At 63.8% G+C, this 21,547-nt stretch carries 21 protein-coding genes; all 21 read left to right on the forward strand.

Going from position 1 to position 21,547, the window contains the following annotated elements; translation table 11 throughout:
• Positions 1 to 176: 176 nt before the first annotated feature.
• Positions 177 to 929 carry a 30S ribosomal protein S2 gene (gene rpsB, locus PO605_RS13295; RefSeq protein WP_016447490.1) on the forward strand — a complete coding sequence of 251 codons (753 nt, stop codon included), beginning with the start codon at positions 177 to 179 and terminating at the stop codon, positions 927 to 929.
• Positions 930 to 1,043: 114 nt separating this feature from the next.
• Positions 1,044 to 1,940 (forward strand): translation elongation factor Ts, encoded by an 897-nt coding sequence (gene tsf, locus PO605_RS13300; RefSeq protein WP_016447489.1) that lies wholly within the window; start codon positions 1,044 to 1,046, stop codon positions 1,938 to 1,940.
• A gap of 65 nt (positions 1,941 to 2,005) precedes the next feature.
• Positions 2,006 to 2,728 (forward strand): UMP kinase, encoded by a 723-nt coding sequence (gene pyrH, locus PO605_RS13305; protein ID WP_016447488.1) that lies wholly within the window; start codon positions 2,006 to 2,008, stop codon positions 2,726 to 2,728.
• Positions 2,729 to 2,771: 43 nt separating this feature from the next.
• Complete coding sequence (frr, locus tag PO605_RS13310) at positions 2,772 to 3,332, forward strand: ribosome recycling factor (RefSeq protein WP_016447487.1); 561 nt, start codon at positions 2,772 to 2,774, stop codon at positions 3,330 to 3,332.
• A 35-nt stretch (positions 3,333 to 3,367) separates the two neighbouring features.
• On the forward strand, positions 3,368 to 4,114 hold the full coding sequence (gene uppS, locus PO605_RS13315) for a polyprenyl diphosphate synthase (RefSeq protein WP_043792021.1): 747 nt from the start codon (positions 3,368 to 3,370) through the stop codon (positions 4,112 to 4,114).
• 13 nt (positions 4,115 to 4,127) lie between these two features.
• Positions 4,128 to 4,982 carry a phosphatidate cytidylyltransferase gene (locus PO605_RS13320; RefSeq protein ID WP_016447485.1) on the forward strand — a complete coding sequence of 285 codons (855 nt, stop codon included), beginning with the start codon at positions 4,128 to 4,130 and terminating at the stop codon, positions 4,980 to 4,982.
• Positions 4,979 to 6,157, forward strand: coding sequence for a 1-deoxy-D-xylulose-5-phosphate reductoisomerase (gene ispC / locus PO605_RS13325; RefSeq protein ID WP_047470471.1), 1,179 nt, complete (start codon positions 4,979 to 4,981; stop codon positions 6,155 to 6,157). The genes PO605_RS13320 and ispC overlap by 4 nt, the downstream gene beginning before the upstream one ends.
• A gap of 82 nt (positions 6,158 to 6,239) precedes the next feature.
• Positions 6,240 to 7,610 carry an RIP metalloprotease RseP gene (gene rseP / locus PO605_RS13330; protein WP_047470468.1) on the forward strand — a complete coding sequence of 457 codons (1,371 nt, stop codon included), beginning with the start codon at positions 6,240 to 6,242 and terminating at the stop codon, positions 7,608 to 7,610.
• 45 nt (positions 7,611 to 7,655) lie between these two features.
• Complete coding sequence (gene bamA, locus PO605_RS13335; protein ID WP_016447482.1) at positions 7,656 to 9,953, forward strand: outer membrane protein assembly factor BamA; 2,298 nt, start codon at positions 7,656 to 7,658, stop codon at positions 9,951 to 9,953.
• Complete coding sequence (locus tag PO605_RS13340; protein ID WP_016447481.1) at positions 9,953 to 10,462, forward strand: OmpH family outer membrane protein; 510 nt, start codon at positions 9,953 to 9,955, stop codon at positions 10,460 to 10,462. The genes bamA and PO605_RS13340 overlap by 1 nt, the downstream gene beginning before the upstream one ends.
• A 24-nt stretch (positions 10,463 to 10,486) precedes the next feature.
• Positions 10,487 to 11,494, forward strand: a complete 1,008-nt coding sequence (lpxD, locus tag PO605_RS13345) for a UDP-3-O-(3-hydroxymyristoyl)glucosamine N-acyltransferase (RefSeq protein WP_016451336.1) — start codon at positions 10,487 to 10,489, stop codon at positions 11,492 to 11,494.
• Positions 11,491 to 11,931 (forward strand): 3-hydroxyacyl-ACP dehydratase FabZ, encoded by a 441-nt coding sequence (gene fabZ / locus PO605_RS13350; protein WP_012206736.1) that lies wholly within the window; start codon positions 11,491 to 11,493, stop codon positions 11,929 to 11,931. Before lpxD ends, fabZ begins: the two co-directional genes overlap by 4 nt.
• 7 nt (positions 11,932 to 11,938) lie before the next feature.
• On the forward strand, positions 11,939 to 12,736 hold the full coding sequence (lpxA, locus tag PO605_RS13355; protein WP_017404505.1) for an acyl-ACP--UDP-N-acetylglucosamine O-acyltransferase: 798 nt from the start codon (positions 11,939 to 11,941) through the stop codon (positions 12,734 to 12,736).
• A 21-nt stretch (positions 12,737 to 12,757) separates the two neighbouring features.
• Positions 12,758 to 13,948: a lipid-A-disaccharide synthase gene (lpxB, locus tag PO605_RS13360; RefSeq protein ID WP_016447478.1), complete on the forward strand. Its 1,191-nt coding sequence runs from the start codon at positions 12,758 to 12,760 to the stop codon at positions 13,946 to 13,948.
• Positions 13,911 to 14,618, forward strand: coding sequence for a ribonuclease HII (rnhB, locus tag PO605_RS13365; protein WP_047470463.1), 708 nt, complete (start codon positions 13,911 to 13,913; stop codon positions 14,616 to 14,618). Before lpxB ends, rnhB begins: the two co-directional genes overlap by 38 nt.
• 64 nt (positions 14,619 to 14,682) lie before the next feature.
• On the forward strand, positions 14,683 to 15,474 hold the full coding sequence (locus PO605_RS13370; protein WP_047470460.1) for a TrmH family RNA methyltransferase: 792 nt from the start codon (positions 14,683 to 14,685) through the stop codon (positions 15,472 to 15,474).
• Positions 15,475 to 15,648: 174 nt separating this feature from the next.
• Positions 15,649 to 16,821, forward strand: a complete 1,173-nt coding sequence (gene carA / locus PO605_RS13375) for a glutamine-hydrolyzing carbamoyl-phosphate synthase small subunit (RefSeq protein WP_016447475.1) — start codon at positions 15,649 to 15,651, stop codon at positions 16,819 to 16,821.
• Positions 16,814 to 20,062, forward strand: coding sequence for a carbamoyl-phosphate synthase large subunit (carB, locus tag PO605_RS13380; protein WP_016447474.1), 3,249 nt, complete (start codon positions 16,814 to 16,816; stop codon positions 20,060 to 20,062). The genes carA and carB overlap by 8 nt, the downstream gene beginning before the upstream one ends.
• 251 nt (positions 20,063 to 20,313) lie before the next feature.
• A complete protein-coding gene (gene greA, locus PO605_RS13385; RefSeq protein WP_016447473.1) occupies positions 20,314 to 20,790 on the forward strand; it encodes a transcription elongation factor GreA in 477 nt (158 codons plus the stop codon).
• Between the two features lie 44 nt (positions 20,791 to 20,834).
• Entirely contained in the window at positions 20,835 to 21,278 is a 444-nt protein-coding gene (locus tag PO605_RS13390) for a DUF4149 domain-containing protein (RefSeq protein WP_016447472.1), read from the forward strand.
• Positions 21,279 to 21,379: 101 nt separating this feature from the next.
• On the forward strand, positions 21,380 to 21,547 hold a 168-nt coding region (locus PO605_RS13395), incomplete at its 3' end, for a helix-turn-helix domain-containing protein (RefSeq protein ID WP_272206543.1).

Raw genomic sequence — 21,547 nt, forward strand, 5'->3', positions numbered from 1 at the left:
ATTGCCGGAGATCAGGTGATGGCTTTGGGGTGCGAGGTGTTCGTCATGAATGCCTGCCCATGCTTGCAACCCCCGTTGCAAAGTCAATCGCAAACCAGTCCCTTCAAGGTGTTGCTTCCTGTATCCAGGGGGCAATTGTCGGGCTGGATTTTAGACCTAACCTTTGAGGTATTCATATGTCCGTCACTATGCGCGATATGCTGGAAGCAGGCGTCCACTTCGGTCACCAGACCCGTTTCTGGAACCCCAAGATGGCCCCCTTCATCTTCGGCCACCGCAACAAGATCCACATCATCAACCTGGAAAAATCGCTGCCGATGTTCCAGGACGCCCAGAAGTTCGTGAAGCAGCTGGCTTCCAACGGCGGCACCATCCTGATGGTCGGCACCAAGCGCCAGGCCCGCGAGCTGGTGGCTGCCGAAGCCCAGCGCGCTGGCGTTCCTTTCGTTGACCAGCGCTGGCTGGGCGGCATGCTGACCAACTTCAAGACCGTCAAGACGTCCATCAAGCGTCTGAAGGAAATGAAGGCCCAGCAGGAAGCCGGTCTGGAAGCCATGAGCAAGAAGGAACAGCTGATGTTCGTTCGCGAACTGGAAAAGCTGGAAAAGGACATCGGCGGCATTCAGGACATGAACAGCCTGCCCGACGCCATCTTCGTGATCGACGTGGGCTTCCACAAGATTGCCGTGGCCGAAGCCAAGAAGCTGGGCATCCCCCTGGTCGGCGTGGTTGACTCCAACCACAATCCCGAAGGCATCGACTATGTCATCCCCGGTAACGACGACTCTGCCAAGGCCGTGCAACTGTACGCCCAAGGCATCGCCGACGCGATCCTGGAAGGCCGCGCTGCTGCACTGACCGACGTGGTCAAGGCCGCATCCGGCGAGAGCGGTGACGAGTTCGTGGAAGTGGAAGAATCCGCTGCCTGATTGAGCTTGTCCGGCTGAGCGACCTCGTCGCCGAATAAAAAGCGGGGCTCAGGGTAGCCCCGTTTTTTTAAGCCGAAATCCTGTAACGAATCGAACTGACATTGGAGAAATACGATGGCTGCAATTACCGCAAGCATGGTGGCTGAACTGCGCGCAAAGACTGACGCGCCCATGATGGAGTGCAAGAAGGCCCTGACCGAAGCCGAAGGCGACCTGGTCAAGGCGGAAGAGCTGCTGCGCGTCAAGCTCGGCACCAAGGCTGGCAAGGCTGCCTCGCGCGTGACCGCCGAAGGCGTGATCGCCGCCTTCATCAATGGCAACCAGGGTGCCATGATCGAAGTCAACAGCGAAACCGACTTCGTGTCCAAGAACGACAGCTTCATCGCGATGGCCAACGCCGCCGCCAAGCTGGTCGCCGAGCAAAACCCCGCCGACGTGGCCGCGCTGAGCGCACTGGCCTATGAGCAGGACGGCTTCGGTCCCACGCTGGAAGACGTGCGCAAGGGCCTGATCGGCAAGATCGGCGAAAACATGTCCTTCCGCCGCTTCAAGCGCTTCGAAGGCTCCAGCCTGGCTTCCTACCTGCACGGCTCGCGCATCGGTGTGGTCGTCGAGTTCGACGGCGATGCCACGGCTGCCAAGGATGTCGCCATGCACGTGGCCGCCATGAAGCCCGTGTCCGTGACCAGCGCCGACGTGCCCGCCGAGCTGATCGAGAAGGAGCGTACCGTTGCTGCCGCCAAGGCTGCCGAGTCCGGCAAGCCTGCCGACATCGTCGCCAAGATGGTCGAAGGCTCGGTGCAGAAGTACCTGAAGGAAGTCTCGCTGGCCGACCAAGTCTTCGTGAAGGCTGCCGACGGCAAGCAGACCGTGGCCCAGATGCTCAAGGCCGCCAACACCAACGTCAAGGGCTTCACCCTGTACGTGGTCGGCGAAGGCATTGAAAAGAAGGTCGACGACTTCGCTGCCGAAGTGGCTGCCCAGGTGGCTGCCGCCAAGGCCGGCGCCTGATCCTTCCGGGCGACCGAACCGTTCCCTTCACCATCCATCATCATCCACCACTTCGGAGAAACACCATGACCCACGCCACACCGGCCCACAAGCGCATCCTGCTCAAGCTGTCCGGTGAGGCACTCATGGGGGATGACTCGTTCGGCATCAACCGTGCGACCATCGAGCGCATGGTTTCCGAAATTGCCGAGGTCACCAAGGTTGGTGTCCAGGTGGCGGTGGTGATCGGTGGGGGGAACATCTTCCGCGGCGTGGCTGGCGGCTCGGTCGGCATGGACCGTGCCACCGCCGACTACATGGGCATGCTGGCCACGGTCATGAATGCCCTGGCCCTGGCCGATGCCATGGACAAGCAGGGGCTGACAGCCCGCGTGATGTCGGCCATTGCCATCGAGCAGGTCGTGGAGCCCTATGTGCGCCCCAAGGCCCTGCAGTACCTCGAGGAGGGCAAGGTGGTGGTGTTCGCTGCCGGCACCGGCAACCCGTTCTTCACGACCGACACGGCCGCCGCGCTGCGTGGCGCTGAAATCGGCGCCGAGGTGGTGCTCAAGGCCACCAAGGTCGACGGTGTCTACACCGACGACCCGATGAAGAACCCCGACGCGACCCGCTACCACAAGCTGGCTTTCGACGAGGCCATCTCGCGCAACCTGGGCATCATGGACGCCACCGCCTTTGCGCTGTGCCGCGATCAGAAGCTGCCGATTCGGGTGTTCTCCATCGTCAAGCCCGGCGCGCTCAAGCGCGTGGTCATGGGCGAGGACGAGGGCACGCTGGTGTACGCTTGAGTGTTTTGATACCGCGTTACACAGCTCTTCAAGGAACAAGAACATGACGATTGCAGACATCAAGAAGACCACCGAGTCCAAGATGGGCCAGTCCATCGAAGCGCTCAAGAACAATCTTGCGCGCGTGCGCACCGGTCGTGCCAATCCATCGCTGCTGGACTCCATCCATGTGGAGTACTACGGCTCCATGGTGCCGCTGTCCCAGGTGGCCAACGTCACCCTGCTTGACGCGCGCACCATCAGCGTCCAGCCCTGGGAAAAGAGTATGTCGGCCAAGGTGGAGAAGGCCATCCGCGAAAGCGATCTGGGCCTGAACCCCGCCTCGCTGGGCGACCTGATCCGCGTGCCCATGCCTCCCATGAGCGAGGAGCGCCGCAAGGAAATGACCAAGCTGGCGCGCAATGAAGGCGAAGCTTCCAAGGTCGCCGTGCGCAACCTGCGCCGCGATGCCAACGAAGCCGTCAAGAAGCTGGTCAAGGACAAGGAAGCCTCGGAAGACGATCAAAAGCGTTGCGAAGCCGATGTCCAGAAGATGACCGACAAGCACATCGCCGAGATCGATACGCTGGTGGCGGCCAAGGAACAAGACATCATGGCGGTCTGAGGCTTCTTGCCTCATTTGCCTCAGGGTCCGTACCTTTGACCAAACAAGACTCCGGCGCGGTGCCGCGCCATATTGCCGTCATCATGGACGGCAATGGACGCTGGGCCAATCGCCGCTTTCTGCCGCGACTGGCCGGCCACAAGCAGGGCGTGGAATCACTGCGCCGCTGCGCCCGCGCCTGCGTCCAGCGCGGCGTGCAGGTCCTGACCGTCTTCGCTTTCTCTTCCGAGAACTGGAACCGTCCCGAAGAGGAGGTTTCCGGTCTCATGGGCCTGCTGGCCAACGCACTTGCCAAGGAAGTGCAGCAACTGAGCCGCGACGGCGTGCGCCTGCATTTCATCGGTGACCGCAGCGGCCTGGGCGAGAAAGTGTGCGCGGGCCTTGCGCAGGCCGAGACCGTCACTGCGCACAACAATCGCCTGGTTCTCAACGTCTGCTTCAACTACGGCGGACGCTGGGACATTGCACAGGCAGCTGCCCGGCTGGCAGAGAAGGGCGAGCCCATCACCCCGCAGAGCCTGGACCGCGCGCTCGCGCTGGCCCATGTGCCCGACCCGGATCTGCTGATCCGTACCGGCGGGGAAATGCGCATCAGCAACTTCCTGCTGTGGCAGGCTGCGTATTCCGAGCTTTTCTTCAGTGACAGCTTGTGGCCTGATTTCGATGAGGCCTGCCTGGACGAGGCCATCGCGGCTTTCGCTTCACGCGAGCGGCGCTTCGGCCAGACTTCCGCGCAAGTACAACAATCACAACCGACGTCGTCCCATCCGCAGACGTCCTGAACAAGGGGGAGCCATGCTCAAGCAGCGAGTCATCACCGCCCTGATCCTGCTGGCCATCCTGTTGCCTGCGCTGTTCTATCCCACGGGTATTCCGTTCGCCGTGGTGGTGCTCGTGCTCATGGCGGCAGGTGCCTGGGAATGGGGGCGTCTCAACGGCTTTGGCACCGCGGGCGCCATCGGCATAGGCGCCATCTGCACGGCGATGTGCCTGGGCGCCTGGGCTGCCGGCTGGCTGGAGCGTCCCCTGTCTGCGCTTTGGATTGTTGCCGGTGCTGCCTGGGTGCTGGGTGGCGGGGCGCTGCTGCGTGCCGGCGTGGCTGGCTGGCCGCGCATTGCTGCGCCTGTGCGCCTGGTCGGCGGAGTGCTGGCCTTGTGGCTGGCCTGGGTCGCCGTGGTGCAGGCGCGCATGATGGGCATCAACTTCCTGCTGTCGGTGCTGGTGCTGGTCTGGGTGGCCGACGTGTTCGCGTATTTCGCAGGACGGACCCTGGGCCTGAAATTCACCAAATCCAAGCTGGCTCCCACGATCAGCCCCGGCAAGAGCTGGGAAGGCGTATGGGGCGGCATGGCAGGCGTTGTGGTGCTGGCCTTGGTCTGGGTCTGGGCTGACCGCCACTACGCGGTGGCCGTGCCCAGTTTCTATTCATTGCTGCTGGCGCGCGGGGCTTGGTTCCTGCTGCTGGCGGTTGTTTTCATGGCCGCGATGAGCGTGGTCGGCGACCTGGTCGAATCCCTGGTCAAGCGCAGCGTCGGCGTCAAGGACAGCAGTGGCCTGCTGCCCGGTCATGGCGGCGTCCTCGACCGCGTCGATGCCCTGCTGCCGACCCTGCCGCTGGCCCTGATGCTTTCCTCTTTCGCGCATTCATGAAGCAGAAAATCACCGTCCTGGGCTCCACAGGCTCCATCGGTACCAATACGCTGGATGTGGTGGCGCGCCACCGCGATCACTACGAAGTCTTTGCGCTCAGCGCGGCCACGCAGGTGGACCTGATGCTGCGCCAGTGTGCCGAATTCAAGCCCCGCTACGCCGTCATGGCCAGCGCGCCGCATGCAAGGCTGCTGGCTGAGCAGCTGCGCAGCAATGGATTGGCCACCGAAGTGCTGCAGTCGCCTGACGCGCTGGAGCAGATCGCCTCGCATCCTGAAGCCGATGCCGTCATGGCGGCCATCGTCGGTGCGGCGGGCCTGGCGCCTTGCCTGGCCGCCGCACGCGCCGGCAAGCGCCTGCTGCTGGCCAACAAGGAGGCGCTGGTGGTTGGCGGTGCACTGTTCATGGACACCGTCAAGCGCCACGGCGCAACACTGCTGCCCATAGACAGTGAGCACTCGGCCATCTTCCAGTGCCTGCCCGAAGACCGCACCAGCTGGCCCGATCGCGTGGACAGTCTGCTGCTCACAGCCTCGGGCGGGCCTTTTCGCCTGCGCGATCCGTCCACCCTGTCCGAGATCACGCCGGAGCAGGCCTGCGCGCACCCGAATTTCTCCATGGGGCGCAAGATCTCCGTGGACTCGGCCACCATGATGAACAAGGCGCTGGAGGTGATCGAGGCCCGCTGGCTGTTCGACATGGGGCCTGACAAGATCAAGGTCGTCATCCATCCGCAGCAGATCGTGCACTCCATGGTGCAGTTCAAGGATGCTTCGGTGCTCGCGCAACTGGGTACGCCCGACATGCGCGTGCCCATCGCCTGCGGCCTGGCCTGGCCCCGCCGCATCGCCAGCGGTGCGGCGCCCCTGGATTTCGCCAAGCTGTCTGCCCTGACCTTCGAGGAGGCGGATGCCGTGCGCTTTCCGGGCCTGCACCTTTCCTGGCAGGCGCTGCACGCCAGCGAGGGAACCACGGCGGTTCTCAACGCTTCCAACGAAGTCGCCGTTGCCGCCTTCCTGGAGCGGCGCCTGGCATTTGACCGTATCCACGCTGTGAATTTGCGCACGCTCGAGACCTTGCTGCCGCCTACACTGGGCAGTCTGGAAGACCTGCTGGCCCTGGACGCGCAGGCGCGCGAAATCGCGCAGACCGTGGCGCGGCAGTGGCAGCTGTGATGCCGGCTTCGCAGGTCAGGAGGGTTTTCTTGATGGGCCTGCGGCGGAATCCAGAGGCGCATTGGATTCAAAGGAGTATCAATTGTTGCTGACCGTTGTCGCATTCGTGGTCGCACTGGGCTTGCTGATTGCCGTGCATGAGTGGGGCCACTACCGCGTCGCCGTGGCTTGCGGCGTGAAGGTGCTTCGCTTTTCCGTCGGATTCGGCCGCCCCATCCTGCGATGGAAGCGCAAGGGTTCGGACACGGAATTTGTCATCGGTGCACTGCCCCTTGGCGGCTATGTGCGCATGCTCGATGAGCGTGAGGGCGAGGTGCCTGCCGACCAACGCCATCTGGCATTCAACACCCAGCCGCTGCGTGCGCGTGCAGCCATCGTGGCCGCAGGCCCCGTGGCCAATCTCGTGCTGGCCATTGCGCTGCTGGCCATCGTCAATTGGGTCGGCATGCAGGAGCCCGTTGCACGGCTGGCAACACCGCCAGCAGGCACGGTGCTGCAAATGGCGGGTGTTCAAGGCGGCGATCGCGTTTTGCGCATGGCTTTGGGTGACCAGGAATGGGAAGAGGTCCGCTCCATCAATGATCTGCGCTGGACGCTGACCCGTGCAGCGCTCGATGACGAGTCCGTGCGCATGGAGGTGCTCCAGGCCCGCCGCACCGCCCCGTCCGAACTGCGCCTCGCGCTGGCTGGTCAGGTTCAGGGCGAGCCCGATGCCGCCTTCTTCGAGCGCCTGGGCTTGCTTGGTCCCTGGACGCAGCCCGTGCTGGACAAGGTGATTGCCGGTGGTGCCGCCGAGAAGGCGGGCCTGCGCCCGGGCGATCTGGTTTTGCGCGTGGGTGGCACCTCGGTGGACGATGGCACGCAGCTGCGCAATCTCATCCGCAAGATGGGCGCATCGGGCCAGGTCCAGCAGCAGATCTGGCTGGTGGAGCGCGAGGGGCGGCAGTTGCAGATCCCGGTGCTGCCCGACCTGGGCCGATCGGAAGACGGCAAGGAAAGCATCGCCCGCATCGGCGCCTACATCGGCAGCGCCCCGGAAATGGCGCTGGTGCAGCGCGGTCCGCTGGAGGGCCTGTGGGCCGGCGTGCAGCGCACCTGGGAGCTGTCGTCGCTGACACTGCGCATGATGGGCCGCATGGTGATCGGCGAGGCCTCGCTCAAGAACATCAGCGGGCCCCTGACCATTGCCGACTACGCGGGGCGTTCGGCCAGCATGGGCCTGGTCCAATATCTCTCGTTCCTGGCGCTGATCAGCATCAGCCTGGGGGTTCTCAACTTGCTCCCCCTGCCGGTGCTCGATGGTGGGCACCTGATGTATTATCTTTGGGAGGGCGTGACTGGCCGAAGCGTGTCGGAAGTCTGGGCCGGACGCTTGCAGCGTGCAGGCGTGGCGGTTTTGATGATGATGATGTCCGTCGCCTTTTTCAACGATATCAACCGGCTTTGGGGCTAACTTTTCAGCCGTTTTCGGCAAGCCGCAGCGGCGGCAAATCCATTCATGACTAAACGTATCAATCGCCTGGGCGTGCGCGCTGCATCGACCCTGGCTGCCATGGTTTTGGCTGCCAATGCAGCCTGGGCACTGGAGCCCTTCCGCGTACAGGACATCCGCATCGAAGGTCTTCAGCGCGTGGAGCCGGGCACGGTCTTCGCTTCCATCCCCCTGCGCGTGGGAGACCAGTATGACGACGACAAGGGCGCAGCCGCCATCCGCTCGCTGTTCGCACTGGGCCTGTTCAAGGACATCCGCCTGGAAGCCAACGGCAACGTGCTCGTCGTCGTGGTCGAAGAACGCCCGACCATCGCCGAAGTGAACTTCGCCGGCACCAAGGAATTCGACAAGGAAACCCTGCAAAAGGCCATGCGCGATGTGGGCCTGGCCGAGGGGCGTCCGTTCGACAAGGCACTTGCCGACCGCGCGGAGCAGGAGCTCAAGCGCCAGTACATCAACCGCAGCCTGTATGGCGCCGAAGTCGTCACGACGGTCACGCCCATCGAGCGCAACCGCGTCAACCTGACCTTCACGGTGACCGAAGGTGATCCCGCCCGTATCAACGAGATCCATATCGTCGGTAACAAGGCCTTCAGCGAATCCACGCTCAAGGACCTTTTTGACCAGGACACCGGCAACTGGATGAGCTGGTACACCAAGTCGGACCGCTATGCGCGCAACAAGCTCAACGCCGACCTGGAAACGCTGCGCTCCTACTACCTGCAGCGTGGCTACCTGGAATTCCGCGTGGACTCCACCCAGGTGGCGATCTCGCCCGACAAGCAGACCATCTCGCTGACCCTGAACATCCATGAAGGCGAGCGTTTCGTGGTCTCCGGCGTCAAGCTGGAAGGCAACTACCTGGACCGCGACGACGAATTCAAGTCCCTGGTCAAGATCAAGCCCGGCGAGCCCTACAACGCCGATCAGGTCACGGCAACGACCAAGGCCTTCACCGAGCACTTCGGCAACTTCGGCTTTGCCTTCGCGCGCGTCGAGGCCGTGCCGGACATCGACCGTGCGACCAACCGGGTGGCCCTGGTGCTGCACGCCGAGCCTTCTCGCCGCGCCTATGTGCGACGCATCAATCTCAGCGGCAACAACCGCACGCGCGACGAAGTGATCCGCCGCGAATTCCGCCAGTACGAGGCTTCCTGGTACGACGGCGACAAGATTCGCCTGTCGCGCGACCGGGTGGACCGTCTGGGCTTCTTCACAGAAGTCAACGTCGAAACCCAGGAAGTGCCGGGTTCGCCTGATCAGGTGGATCTGGTCATCTCGGTGGCTGAAAAGCCCACCGGCTCGCTGCAGCTGGGCGCTGGTTTTTCCAGCGCTGAAAAGGTTTCGCTGTCCTTCGGCATCAAGCAGGAAAACGTGTTCGGCTCAGGCAACTACCTGGGCGTGGACGTGAACACCAGCAAGTATCGCCGCACCATGGTGCTGTCCACCACGGACCCGTACTTCACGGACACCGGCATCTCGCGCACCTACGACCTGTACTACCGCACTGACCGTCCCTACTACGACGATGCGGCCTACAAGATCGTCACCTCGGGCGGCAGCGTCCGCTTTGGCGTTCCCTTCAGCGAGATCGACACCGTTTACTTCGGCGGCGGCGTGGAGCGCTCCGAAATCAAGCCCGGCACCTACCTGCCCCAGGCGTACAAGGACTATGCCGACAAGTACGGCTACTCCAACACCGGCATACCACTGACCCTGGGCTGGTCACGCGACAGCCGTGACAGCGCGCTGGCGCCCAACTCCGGTCTCTACCAGCGCCTGAACACCGAGTGGTCGGTGGGTGGCGAGGCCCGCTATGTGCGAGCCAACTACCAGATCCAGCAGTACATCCCTCTGAGCAAGAAGTACACGCTGGCACTGAACGGTGAACTGGGCTACGGCAAGGGCCTCAATGGCCGTCCGTTCCCGCTGTTCAAGAACTTCTTCTCGGGTGGCCTGGGCTCGGTGCGTGGCTTCGAGCAGGGCTCGCTGGGTCCGCGCGACACCAAGGAAAACCTGGCGCTTGGCGGCTCCAAGAAGGTGACATTGAACGCCGAGTTCATGGTTCCGTTCCCTGGTGCCGGCAATGACAGGACTTTGCGTCTTTTTACATTCCTCGATGTGGGCAATGTCTACGGAGCCAACGAGAACTTCGATCTCGGAGAGCTGCGGGCATCCACGGGCCTGGGCATCAGCTGGATTTCCCCGCTGGGTCCCCTGCGCCTGGCCTTTGCTCAACCCATCCGCAAGCAGACCGGGGATAAAATCCAGCGACTGCAATTCCAAATCGGAACCTCTTTCTAATGAAATCTCTATCTAGCCATTTTTCCCTGGCTGTGCTGCTTGGCGCCATGGCCGTTTCCGCACACGCCCAGGAGTTCAAGGCCGGCTTTGTGAATACGGATCGCATCTTCCGTGAAGCATCGACTGCCAAGGCTGCGCAGTCCAAGCTGGAGCAGGAATTCTCCAAGCGTGAGAAGGAGCTGATTGACCAGGGCAACTCGCTCAAGAGCGCTTCGGAGAAGTTCGAGCGTGAAGCTCCCACCATGGCCGAAAGCCAGCGCGTCTCGCGCCAGCGCCAGCTGGTGGATCAGGACCGCGAGTTCCAGCGCAAGCGCCGTGAGTTCCAGGAAGACCTGAACTCCCGCAAGAACGAAGAACTGGCCCAGGTGCTGGAACGCGCCAACAAGGTGGTCAAGCAAGTGGCCGAATCCGAGAAGTACGACGTCATCCTTCAGGAAGCCGTCTACATCAACCCCAAGTACGACATCACTGACAAGGTGATCAAGGCGCTGAACGGCGGCGGCAAGTAAGCCAGCTGTCCAGGGCTGCATGCCGTGAGCGTATTGTTGGGCCAGATCCTCGATGCACTCGGTGGCGAGTTGGTCGGTGGCGAAAGGGAGATGTCCATCTCCCGCATCGCACCGCTGGACTCTGCCGGGGCCGGGGATCTCAGTTTTCTGAGCAACCCCCGCTACCGCCAGCAACTGGCCGCCTCCGAGGCGGCCTGCGTTATTGTGGCGCCCGCCATGCGCGAGCTGGCGCAGCAGCGGGGTGCCTGCATCGTGGTCCCTGATCCGTATGCGTATTTCGCCAGGGCTACGCAGTGGTGGAAGCGAAACTGCAGGCCCGTGGCGCCGGCCGGTATCCATCCGAGCGCCGTGGTGCACGAGAGCGCCATCGTTGATGCATCGGCCACCATTGGCCCGCTGTGCGTGGTCGAGGAGGGCGCCACGATCGGTGCCCACACCGTGCTCAAGTCGCGCGTCACCATTGGCGAGAACTGCCATGTGGGCGCGCGCTGTCTGCTGCATTCCGGCGTAGTGCTGGGGGCGGACGGCTTTGGGTTCGCGCCCGAGAACGGCGCATGGGTGAAGATCGAGCAGCTCGGCGGCGTGCGGATCGGCGACGATGTGGAAATCGGCGCCAATACCTGCATAGACCGGGGTGCGCTGGACGACACGGTGATCGAGGATGGGGTCAAGCTCGACAACCTGATCCAGATCGGTCACAACGTGCACGTCGGCAGGCATACGGCCATGGCCGGCTGCGTGGGGGTGGCCGGCAGCGCGCGCATTGGCGCGCATTGCACCGTGGGAGGCGGGGCCATCGTGCTGGGCCATCTGCAGCTGGCTGACCGGGTGCATATTTCGGCAGCGACGGTAGTGACCCGTTCGCTGACACAATCAGGTGTTTACACGGGCATGTTTCCCGTGGATGAAAACGCCAAATGGGAAAAAAATGCTGCGACGCTGAAGCAGCTGCACTCCATGCGCGATCGCATCAAGGCCCTGGAGCGGCAACTGCAGCAATCGGCGGATCAAGGCCATAACGGAACGCAATGATGGATATTCACGCAATTCTCAAGCAACTGCCCCACCGCTACCCCTTCCTGCTGGTGGACAAGGTCACGGAGCTTGAGCGCAATACACGCATCAAGGCGATCAAGAACGTCACGTTCAACGAGCCCTATTTCATGGGCCATTTCCCGGGCCGCCCTGTCATGCCTGGCGTGCTCATCCTGGAGGCGCTGGCGCAGGCGGCCGGCCTTCTGGCCTTCGATGCGATGGGCCAGGTTCCGGATGAGAACAACATCTACTACTTCGTGGGCATCGACGGGGCGCGCTTCAAGCGTCCCGTGGAGCCGGGCGACCAGCTGGTGCTGGAGATCACCATCGACCGTGTGCGCGGCGGCATCTGGAAGTTCAAGGGCGTGGCCCGCGTCGAGGACGAAGTGGCCTGCGAAGCCGAGCTGATGTGCACCATGCGCAACGTGGGCTGACGGGCGCATGGCTGGCATTGAACGCATCCATCCCACGGCACTGATAGATTCCGCTGCGCAGCTGGATTCGTCGGTGTCGGTCGGCGCCTATGCCGTCATCGGACCGCATGTGGAAATCGGCGCCGGCACCACCATCGGCGCGCATTGCGTTGTCGAAGGCCATACCCGCATTGGCTGCGACAACCGGATTTTCCAGTTCGCGTCCCTGGGCGCGCAGCCCCAGGACAAGAAGTACGCAGGCGAGCCTACCCGGCTGGTTATCGGCGATCGCAATACGGTGCGGGAGTTTTGCACCTTCAACACCGGTACCGTGCAGGACCAGGGCGTCACGGCCATCGGCGACGACAACTGGATCATGGCCTATGTGCATGTGGCCCATGACTGCGTTGTCGGCAGCCACACCATCCTGGCCAACAACGCTACCCTGGCCGGCCACGTGCACGTGGGCGACCATGTCATCCTGGGGGGCCTGACGGGCGTGCACCAGTTCACCAAGGTGGGTGCCCATGCCATGGCCGGCTTTGCCAGCCATATCTCGCAGGATGTACCGCCCTTCATGATGGTGGATGGCAATCCGCTGGCCGTGCGCGGCTTCAATATCGAAGGATTGCGCCGTCGCGGCTTCGGGCCGCAGCGCATTCAGGCCGTCAAGCAGATGCACCGTCTGCTGTACCGCCAGGGACTGACCCTTGAAGCTGCGCGAGAAGCCATTGCTTCGCTGGAGGGTGAACTGCCCGAGGCCGCGGCCGATGTATCGCTGATGCTGGATTTCCTGGCGGCTTCGACCCGGGGCATTGCGCGCTGATCTGGCGCGCGAAAGGACGGCATGACAGAGAACGCGGCGCCATCGGCGCGCCTGAGTCCATCGATTGCCATGGTCGCCGGAGAAACCTCTGGCGACCTGCTGGCGTCCTTGCTCCTGGGGGGGCTGCAGTCCCGCTGGCCAGAGGCCTCGGCCTTTGGCATCGGCGGGCTGCAGATGCAGCAGCGCGGCTTTGAAGCCTGGTGGTCCAGCGAGCGCTTGGCCGTGCATGGATACAGCTGGGAAGTGTTTCGCCGGCTGGCCGAGATTCTGAATATCCGACGCCAGCTGCGTCAGCGACTGCTCCAGCAGCGGCCGGCCGTCTTTGTCGGCATCGACGCGCCGGACTTCAACCTGGGGCTGGAAACCGATCTGCGTGCTGCGGGCATCAAGACCGTGCATTTCGTCTGTCCTTCGATCTGGGCCTGGCGTGCCGATCGCGTCGACAAGATCCGCCGCGCGGCCGATCATGTCCTGTGCATCTTCCCCTTTGAGCCCGAGTTGCTGGCCCGCCATGGCATAGACGCGACCTACGTGGGCCATCCCCTGGCCAGCGTGATTCCGCTGCAGCCCGACCGCGCAGCTGCGCGCCGCCGGTTAGGGCTGCCCGAAGATGGTCTGGTGCTGGCCGTGCTGCCCGGCAGTCGGCGCTCTGAAATACGTTACCTGGCTGCCCGCTTCTTTCAGGCGGCAGCTTTGGTTCGGAAGGCGCTGCCAGCTATTAAAATAGTAGTGCCTGCTGTGCCTTCGCAATTCGACGAGCTGCAGCGCATTGCCGCGCAAGCCGGCATGGCTTCGTCGCTGCACATCGTGCGCGGCCAGTCCCATGACGCATTGGCAGCCTGTGACGTGACGCTGATAGCCAGCGGCACGGCCACGCTGGAAGCCGCCTTGTACAAGCGGCCCATGGTGATCGGCTACAACATGCACCCGTGGAGCTGGCGTCTGATGCGTGGCAAGCAGCTGCAGCCCTGGGTGGGCCTGCCCAACATCCTGTGCGGCGATTTCGTCGTGCCCGAGCTGATCCAGGATGCGGCAACGCCCCAGGCGCTGAGCGCGGCCGTGCTGCAATGGCTGCAGGCCTGCGAGCATTCCCCTTCAACCGTCGAAGCGCTGGTACAGCGCTTCACAGCGCTGCACCATGAATTGCGGCGCGATACTGCCGAACTGGCCGCCCATGCGATCGAGAAAATCATTGCCCCCACTGCCGCCTGAACAGGCGTGCCTGCCCTGGCATCCGCCGGGGTTGGTTGCGGGCGTGGACGAAGCGGGCCGCGGCCCGTTGGCCGGCCCCGTGGTGGCCGCCGCTGTCATTCTTGACGATCTCCATCCCATCGATGGCCTGAACGATTCCAAGAAGCTCACGGCTGCGCGCCGCGAGGCACTCTATGACGAGATCCGTGCCAAGGCGCTGTGCTGCAGCATTGCCGAGGCCTCGGTCGAAGAGATCGATCGCCTGAACATCCTGCAGGCCACGCTGCTGGCCATGCGCCGCGCGGTGCTGGGCCTGCGATTGAAGCCGGTACTGGTTCTGGTGGATGGCAACCAGTTGCCCGTGCTGGATGTGCAGGCTGAGGCCATCGTCAAGGGCGATGCCCTGGTGCAGTCCATCTCGGCGGCCTCCATTCTTGCCAAGGTCACGCGGGATCGGTGGTGCCAGCGCCTGCATGAGCAATACCCGGAATACGGCTTCGACGGCCACAAGGGCTATGGCACGGCGGCCCATCTTGCCGCGCTGCGCCTGCATGGCGCCTGCCAGGAGCACCGACGAACCTTCGCGCCCGTGGCCCATGTCGTGAGCATTGCCCGCAGGGCCGAGCCGCTGGCAGCCGCCCGCGTGGCCGCTGCGGCGCAGGGCGCGCAGGCCTTGCTGCTGTCGGCCTGAGCGCCTTCGCTTTCTGCGCCCGTGGCGCTGTTCTTCGCTGTTCTCTTTGCCCGGAAGCCTTGCCATGAGCCGACAACCTGCCGCTACATCGATCCAGTCCCGTGACAACGCCCTGGTCAAGGATTTGCGAAGGCTTGCCCAGGACAGCGGGGCCTACCGCAAACAAGGACGTGTCTGGCTGGAGGGGGACCATCTGTGCCGTGCTGCCCTGGCGCGCGGCATGCAGCCCGCCGTGGCCGTGGTGGCCGAGTCCTTCTGGCCTCAGGTGCCGCTGGAGTGGGTGCAGGGCGCAGGCAAGTGCGTGGTGCTGTCCGATGCCGTGTTTGCCGAGGTCAGCGGACTGGAGTCTCCGGCGCGCATCGGCTTTCTGATGGACTGGCATGCGTCGGCGGCCGTGCGTGCCGGCGTGGCCACCGTGGTGCTCGACCGTGTGCAGGACGCAGGCAACGTGGGCTCCATTCTTCGCAGTGCGGCCGCTTTCGGCTTCGGCCAGATCGTGGCCTTGAAGGGCACGGCTGCGCTGTGGAGCCAGAAGGTGCTGCGCGCCGGAATGGGCGCGCATTTCGGGCTGCACCTGGTGGAGTCGGCGTCACCCGAGGACCTGAATGCGCTTGGCTTGCCCCTGATCGTGACCAGCTCCCATCAAGGTGAACTGATCCAGAGCGCCGCTCTGCCCTGGCCGTGCGCCTGGGCCATGGGCCATGAAGGGCAGGGCGTTGGCGAGGCGCTGATGCAGCAGGCGGCGCAGCATGTGCGCATCGGCCAGCCGGGTGGTGAAGAGTCTCTGAACGTGGCTGCGGCAGCGGCGATATGCCTGCACGCAAGCAGCGTGAGTGCCGGCTCACGTCAAGGGTAATCCCGCCTCCTGTCAGGAGGCTGAAGCGCGACCAGCCTATAATGGGCGGCTTTCAAGCATTCCACAATACGCCTAGCGACGCTTCCTCGCCACCCCCTGCAGACAAGCTGTAAACCGCACGGACCCGTCCGTGCGGCACGCTGGGCGTAACCGTAATTAGAACCGGAGAACCCAGTGCTTTTGTCTCTCAAGGGAGCATTCCCATCCGCCATCCTGGCGCTCGCAGACGGCACGGTCTTTGTTGGCAACTCGATCGGTGCGCAAGGCACCACGGTTGGTGAAGTCGTTTTCAACACGGCGATCACCGGCTACCAGGAAATCCTCACCGACCCCAGCTACTGCCAGCAGATCGTGACGCTCACGTATCCGCACATAGGCAACTACGGCGTCAACGCAGAGGATGTCGAGGCTGGCAAGGTCCATGCGGCGGGCCTGATCATCAAGAACCTTCCGCTGCTGGCCAGCAACTTCCGCAAGTCCGAGACCCTGCCCGACTACCTGACGCGCAGCGGCACGGTGGCGATTGCCAACATCGACACGCGCAAGCTCACACGGCTGCTGCGCGACAAGGGCGCACAAAACGGCGCCATCGTCGGTTTGGCCGCTGGCGAAGAAGTGACCCAGGCGCGCATCGACGAGGCACTGGCTGCGGCCAAGGCGGCCCCCAGCATGAAGGGCCTAGATCTGGCCCAGGTGGTGAGCGCCGCCCAGCAGTACGAATGGACGGAAACCGAGTGGAAGCTGGGCGAAGGCTACGGCCAGCAGCAGGCCCCGCGTTTCCATGTGGTGGCCTATGACTTCGGCGTGAAGTTCAACATCCTGCGCATGCTGGCCGAGCGCGGCTGCAAGCTGACCGTGGTGCCGGCCAAGACGCCCGCCAAGGATGTGCTGGCACTCAACCCCGACGGCGTTTTCCTGTCCAACGGCCCTGGCGACCCAGAGCCCTGCGACTACGCCATTGCCGCGACCAAGGAACTGGTGGAGTCCGGCAAGCCCGTCTTCGGCATCTGCCTGGGTCACCAGATCATGGCCCTGGCCGCTGGCGCCAAGACCTTCAAGATGGCCAACAGCCACCACGGCGCCAACCACCCCGTCAAGGACCTGGACAACGGCCGCGTGAGCATCACCAGCCAGAACCACGGGTTTGCGGTGGAGATGGAGTCCCTGCCCGACACGCTGCGCGCCACGCACATCAGCCTGTTCGACGGCACGCTGCAAGGCCTTGAGCACAAGGACAAGCCTGCGTTCTGCTTCCAGGGCCACCCCGAGGCTTCGCCCGGCCCGCACGATATCGCCTACCTGTTTGACCGCTTCACGGCGCTGATGGAGAAACACAAAAATGCCTAAGCGCACCGACCTCAAAAGCATTCTGATCATTGGCGCCGGTCCCATCGTCATCGGCCAGGCCTGCGAGTTTGACTACTCCGGCGTGCAGGCCTGCAAGGCGTTGCGCGAAGAGGGCTACAAGGTCATCCTGATCAACAGCAACCCTGCCACGATCATGACCGACCCGGCCACGGCCGACGTCACCTACATCGAGCCCATCACCTGGCAGACGGTCGAGAAGATCATCGCCAAGGAGCGTCCCGACGCCATCCTGCCGACCATGGGCGGCCAGACCGCGCTGAACTGCGCGCTGGACCTGTGGCGCAACGGCGTGCTGCACAAGTACAAGGTCGAGCTGATCGGCGCCACGCCCGAGGCCATCGACAAGGCCGAGGACCGCCTCAAGTTCAAGGATGCGATGACGCGCATCGGCCTGGGTTCGGCACGCTCGGGCATCGCCCATTCGATGGACGAAGCCTGGGCCGTGCAAAAGGAGATGGGCTTTCCCACCGTCATCCGCCCCAGCTTCACGCTGGGCGGCACGGGCGGCGGCATTGCCTACAACCCCGAAGAGTTCGAGACCATCTGCAAGCGCGGCCTGGAAGCGTCGCCGACCAATGAGCTGCTGATCGAGGAATCGCTGCTCGGCTGGAAGGAGTACGAGATGGAAGTCGTCCGCGACAAGGCGGACAACTGCATCATCATCTGCTCCATCGAGAACCTGGACCCCATGGGCGTGCACACCGGCGACTCGATCACCGTGGCGCCCGCGCAGACGCTGACCGACAAGGAATACCAGATCATGCGCAACGCCTCGCTGGCGGTGCTGCGCGAGATCGGTGTGGACACGGGTGGCTCCAACGTGCAGTTCTCGGTGAATCCGAAGGACGGCCGCATGATCGTCATCGAGATGAACCCGCGCGTGTCGCGCTCCTCGGCGCTGGCCTCCAAGGCCACGGGCTTCCCCATCGCCAAGGTCGCTGCCAAGCTGGCCGTGGGCTACACGCTGGACGAACTCAAGAACGACATCACGGGCGGCAAGACGCCTGCGTCGTTCGAGCCCTCGATCGACTACGTGGTCACCAAGATCCCGCGTTTCGCATTCGAGAAGTTCCCGGCTGCCGACAACCGCCTGACCACGCAGATGAAGTCCGTGGGCGAGGTCATGGCCATTGGCCGCACCTTCCAGGAGTCTTTCCAGAAGGCGCTGCGCGGCCTGGAAGTCGGCGTGGACGGCATGAACGAAAAGACCCAGGACCGCGAGATCCTCGAAAAGGAACTCGGCGAACCAGGTCCGGACCGCATCTGGTATGTGGGTGACGCCTTTGCTGCCGGCTGGACGCTGGATGAAGTGCACAACATCACCAAGATCGACAAGTGGTTCCTCGTGCAGATCGAAGAGATCGTCAAGATCGAACTCGAACTGGACAAGGTCTACGAGGAAAAGGGCGATGCCGCGCTGGCTGCACTGGACGCCACCACGCTGCGCACGCTCAAGCAAAAGGGCTTCTCCGACCGCCGCCTTGCCAAGCTGCTGCACAGCACCGACAAGGCCGTGCGCGAGGCGCGAAAGGCACTGGGCGTGCGCCCCGTGTTCAAGCGCGTGGACACCTGCGCTGCCGAGTTCGCCACCGACACGGCCTACATGTACTCCACCTATGACGAGGAGTGCGAAGCCGAGCCGACGGACAAGAAAAAGATCATGGTGCTGGGCGGTGGCCCGAACCGCATCGGCCAGGGCATCGAGTTCGACTACTGCTGCGTGCATGCCGCGCTCGCCATGCGTGAGGACGGCTATGAAACCATCATGGTCAACTGCAACCCCGAAACCGTGTCCACCGACTACGACACCTCGGACCGCCTGTATTTCGAGCCGCTGACGCTGGAAGACGTGCTCGAAGTCGTGGCTGTCGAGAAGCCGGTCGGCGTCATCGTGCAGTACGGCGGCCAGACGCCCTTGAAGCTCGCCCTGGGCCTGGAAAAGGAAGGCGTGCCCATCATCGGCACCACGCCCGACATGATCGACGCGGCCGAAGACCGCGAGCGCTTCCAGAAGCTGCTGCATGAGCTGGGCCTGCGCCAGCCGCCCAATGCCACGGCCCGCACCGAGCCCGAAGCGCTGGAAAAGGCGGCCGGCCTGGGCTACCCCCTGGTCGTGCGTCCCAGCTATGTGCTGGGTGGCCGTGCCATGGAAATCGTGCATGAGCAGCGCGACCTGGAGCGCTACATGCGCGAAGCCGTCAAGGTCAGCAATGACTCGCCCGTGCTGCTGGACCACTTCCTGTCCAACGCCATCGAGTGCGATGTGGACTGCGTGCGTGACCGCGAAGGCGCCGTCTTCATCGGCGGCGTGATGGAGCACATCGAGCAGGCCGGCGTGCATTCGGGCGATTCCGCCTGCTCGCTGCCGCCTTACTACCTCAAGCCCGAGACCGTGGCCGAGATCAAGCGCCAGACGGCTGCCATGGCCAACGCGCTGAGCGTGGTCGGCCTGATGAACGTGCAGTTCGCCATCAAGGAAACGGCCGATGGCGACGTGATCTACGTGCTGGAAGTCAATCCGCGTGCCTCGCGCACCGTGCCCTTCGTCTCCAAGGCCACGGGCATCCAGCTGGCCAAGGTGGCTGCGCGCTGCATGGCCGGCGACACGCTGGCCCAGCAAGGCATCACCAAGGAAGTCACGCCGCCGTACTTCAGCGTCAAGGAAGCCGTCTTCCCGTTCGTGAAGTTCCCGGGCGTGGACACCATCCTCGGCCCCGAGATGAAGTCCACCGGCGAAGTCATGGGCGTGGGCAAGACCTTTGGCGAAGCCTTCGTCAAGAGCCAGCTGGGCGCCGGCGTGGCACTGCCCACCCAGGGCAAGGTCTTCCTGACCGTGAAGAACGCCGACAAGCCGCGCGCCGTGGCCGTGGCCAAGGAACTGGCTGCCATGGGCTTCGTGCTGTGCGCCACGCGCGGCACGGCGGCGGCCATCTCCGAGGCAGGTATCGAGGTGCAGCTCGTCAACAAGGTGACCGAGGGCCGCCCCCACATCGTGGACATGATCAAGAACGGCGAGATCGCCATGGTCATCAACACGGTGGAAGAGCGCCGCAACGCCATCGCCGACTCGCGCGCCATCCGTACCAGCGCCCTGCTGGCGCGCGTGACCACCTTCACCACCATCTTCGGTGCCGAAGCCGCCGTCGAAGGCATGAAGTCCATGGGCAACATGGATGTGCACTCCGTCCAGGAGCTGCACGCCCAGCTGCAAACGGCCTGATCCTTCCGCGCTGCCGTCCCTCGTTTCTGACGAGGTGCAGCCGGCGGCACTGTCCGACAGTGCCGCCGGGTTTTCCCACCGAAGCTGGTGGTCAAACGCGGCATAATGGACCACATGACTTGATGAAACCGCCGCGCGGCAACGTGCGGCGGTTTGCTTTTGGGGCGCAGGCCCTGCCGCCATACTGCCGGCCCGCCTGTGCCAAAGAAGCCGCGCAACGCGCGGCGTTTGCTGCACATGGAGACTTTTCAATGGCCACCATTCCCATCACCAAGCGCGGAGCCGAGAAACTCAAGGACGAGCTGCACCGTCTGAAGACCGTGGAGCGTCCTTCCATCATCCAGGCCATCGCCGAGGCCCGTGCCCAGGGCGACCTGAGCGAAAACGCCGAGTACGAGGCCGCCAAGGACCGCCAAGGCTTCATCGAGGGCCGCATTGCCGAGGTAGAGAGCAAGCTGTCCGCAGCCCAGATCATTGATCCCTCCGCCGTGGATGCTGGCGGCCGCGTGGTCTTCGGTGCAACGGTTGAACTCGAAGACGAAGACAGCGGCGACACGGTCAAGTACCAGATCGTCGGCGAGGACGAGGCCGATCTCAAGCTGGGCCTGATCAATGTCTCCAGCCCCATTGCACGCGCGCTGATCGGCAAGGAAGAAGGCGATACCGCTGTCGTGCAGGCACCGGGCGGCGAGCGCCGCTATGAAGTGGTGTCGGTGCGCTACCTCTGATGCGTCGGTGCCTGTGCCTCGATCGTTGAGGAAGGCCTAAGCCCATGAGCAACCTGTACGAGCGCGTTCCCCTGCTGGCTGCTGCCCTGTGGTGGGGCAGCCTGTCGGCCATCGGCTTCATGGCCGTGCCCATGCTGTTCGCCCACTTGCCCACGCCGGCTGTCGCGGGCTTCATGGCTGCCAAGCTGTTTGCCGCGCAGACCTGGGTGTCCATCGCCTGCGCGGCCGTGCTGCTGGTCCTGTCCCGGCGCAGCAAGGAGTCGGTCCTGCAGCCCTGGGCCAAGGCCTGCCTGGGCTTTGTGATCGCAGGCATGCTGCTGGCATTTGTCGTCCAGTACGGCGTGTCGCCGCGCATCGTTGCACGCGACAACCTCAAGCTGTGGCACAGCGTGGGCACGGTGATGTATGCGCTGCAGTGGCTGTGTGCGCTTGTCGTGCTGTGGCGCATAGGCCGTTCGTCTCAAGCGAACACCCGGGCCACGGCCTGATCCCGGTCCTGCCGGTTCGGCACCATGCCAAACAAAAACGCCCGCAAGCGTGAACTGCACCCCAAAAGTTGGACACCAGTCCAACCTATGGGGTGTTTTTCATGGCGAAGCACGATGAGCGTTTGAAGCTCGAAGTTGTTCAGAAATATTTATCGGGGTCGGCCGGTCACAGGACGCTGGCGCAGCAGTACGGTGTGAGCCGCTCCTGCCTGCGCGGATGGGTCAACGCCTACCGGGAGCACGGCGAGAGCGCGTTGCGCAAGAAGCGC

Source organism: Delftia sp. DT-2, assembly GCF_028401915.1.
GTDB classification, from domain to species: Bacteria; Pseudomonadota; Gammaproteobacteria; order Burkholderiales; family Burkholderiaceae_C; genus Comamonas; species Comamonas tsuruhatensis.

Coding starts and splice junctions, on each gene's coding strand:
- frr (WP_016447487.1), top strand. CDS start 2,772: ATGACGATTGCAGACATCAAGAAGACCACCGAGTCCAAGATGGGCCAG.
- lpxB (WP_016447478.1), top strand. CDS start 12,758: ATGACAGAGAACGCGGCGCCATCGGCGCGCCTGAGTCCATCGATTGCC.
- pyrH (WP_016447488.1), top strand. CDS start 2,006: ATGACCCACGCCACACCGGCCCACAAGCGCATCCTGCTCAAGCTGTCC.
- rnhB (WP_047470463.1), top strand. CDS start 13,911: ATGCGATCGAGAAAATCATTGCCCCCACTGCCGCCTGAACAGGCGTGC.
- PO605_RS13320 (WP_016447485.1), top strand. CDS start 4,128: ATGCTCAAGCAGCGAGTCATCACCGCCCTGATCCTGCTGGCCATCCTG.
- PO605_RS13390 (WP_016447472.1), top strand. CDS start 20,835: ATGAGCAACCTGTACGAGCGCGTTCCCCTGCTGGCTGCTGCCCTGTGG.
- tsf (WP_016447489.1), top strand. CDS start 1,044: ATGGCTGCAATTACCGCAAGCATGGTGGCTGAACTGCGCGCAAAGACT.
- lpxA (WP_017404505.1), top strand. CDS start 11,939: ATGGCTGGCATTGAACGCATCCATCCCACGGCACTGATAGATTCCGCT.
- greA (WP_016447473.1), top strand. CDS start 20,314: ATGGCCACCATTCCCATCACCAAGCGCGGAGCCGAGAAACTCAAGGAC.
- PO605_RS13340 (WP_016447481.1), top strand. CDS start 9,953: ATGAAATCTCTATCTAGCCATTTTTCCCTGGCTGTGCTGCTTGGCGCC.
- bamA (WP_016447482.1), top strand. CDS start 7,656: ATGACTAAACGTATCAATCGCCTGGGCGTGCGCGCTGCATCGACCCTG.
- fabZ (WP_012206736.1), top strand. CDS start 11,491: ATGATGGATATTCACGCAATTCTCAAGCAACTGCCCCACCGCTACCCC.
- PO605_RS13370 (WP_047470460.1), top strand. CDS start 14,683: ATGAGCCGACAACCTGCCGCTACATCGATCCAGTCCCGTGACAACGCC.
- rpsB (WP_016447490.1), top strand. CDS start 177: ATGTCCGTCACTATGCGCGATATGCTGGAAGCAGGCGTCCACTTCGGT.
- ispC (WP_047470471.1), top strand. CDS start 4,979: ATGAAGCAGAAAATCACCGTCCTGGGCTCCACAGGCTCCATCGGTACC.
- carB (WP_016447474.1), top strand. CDS start 16,814: ATGCCTAAGCGCACCGACCTCAAAAGCATTCTGATCATTGGCGCCGGT.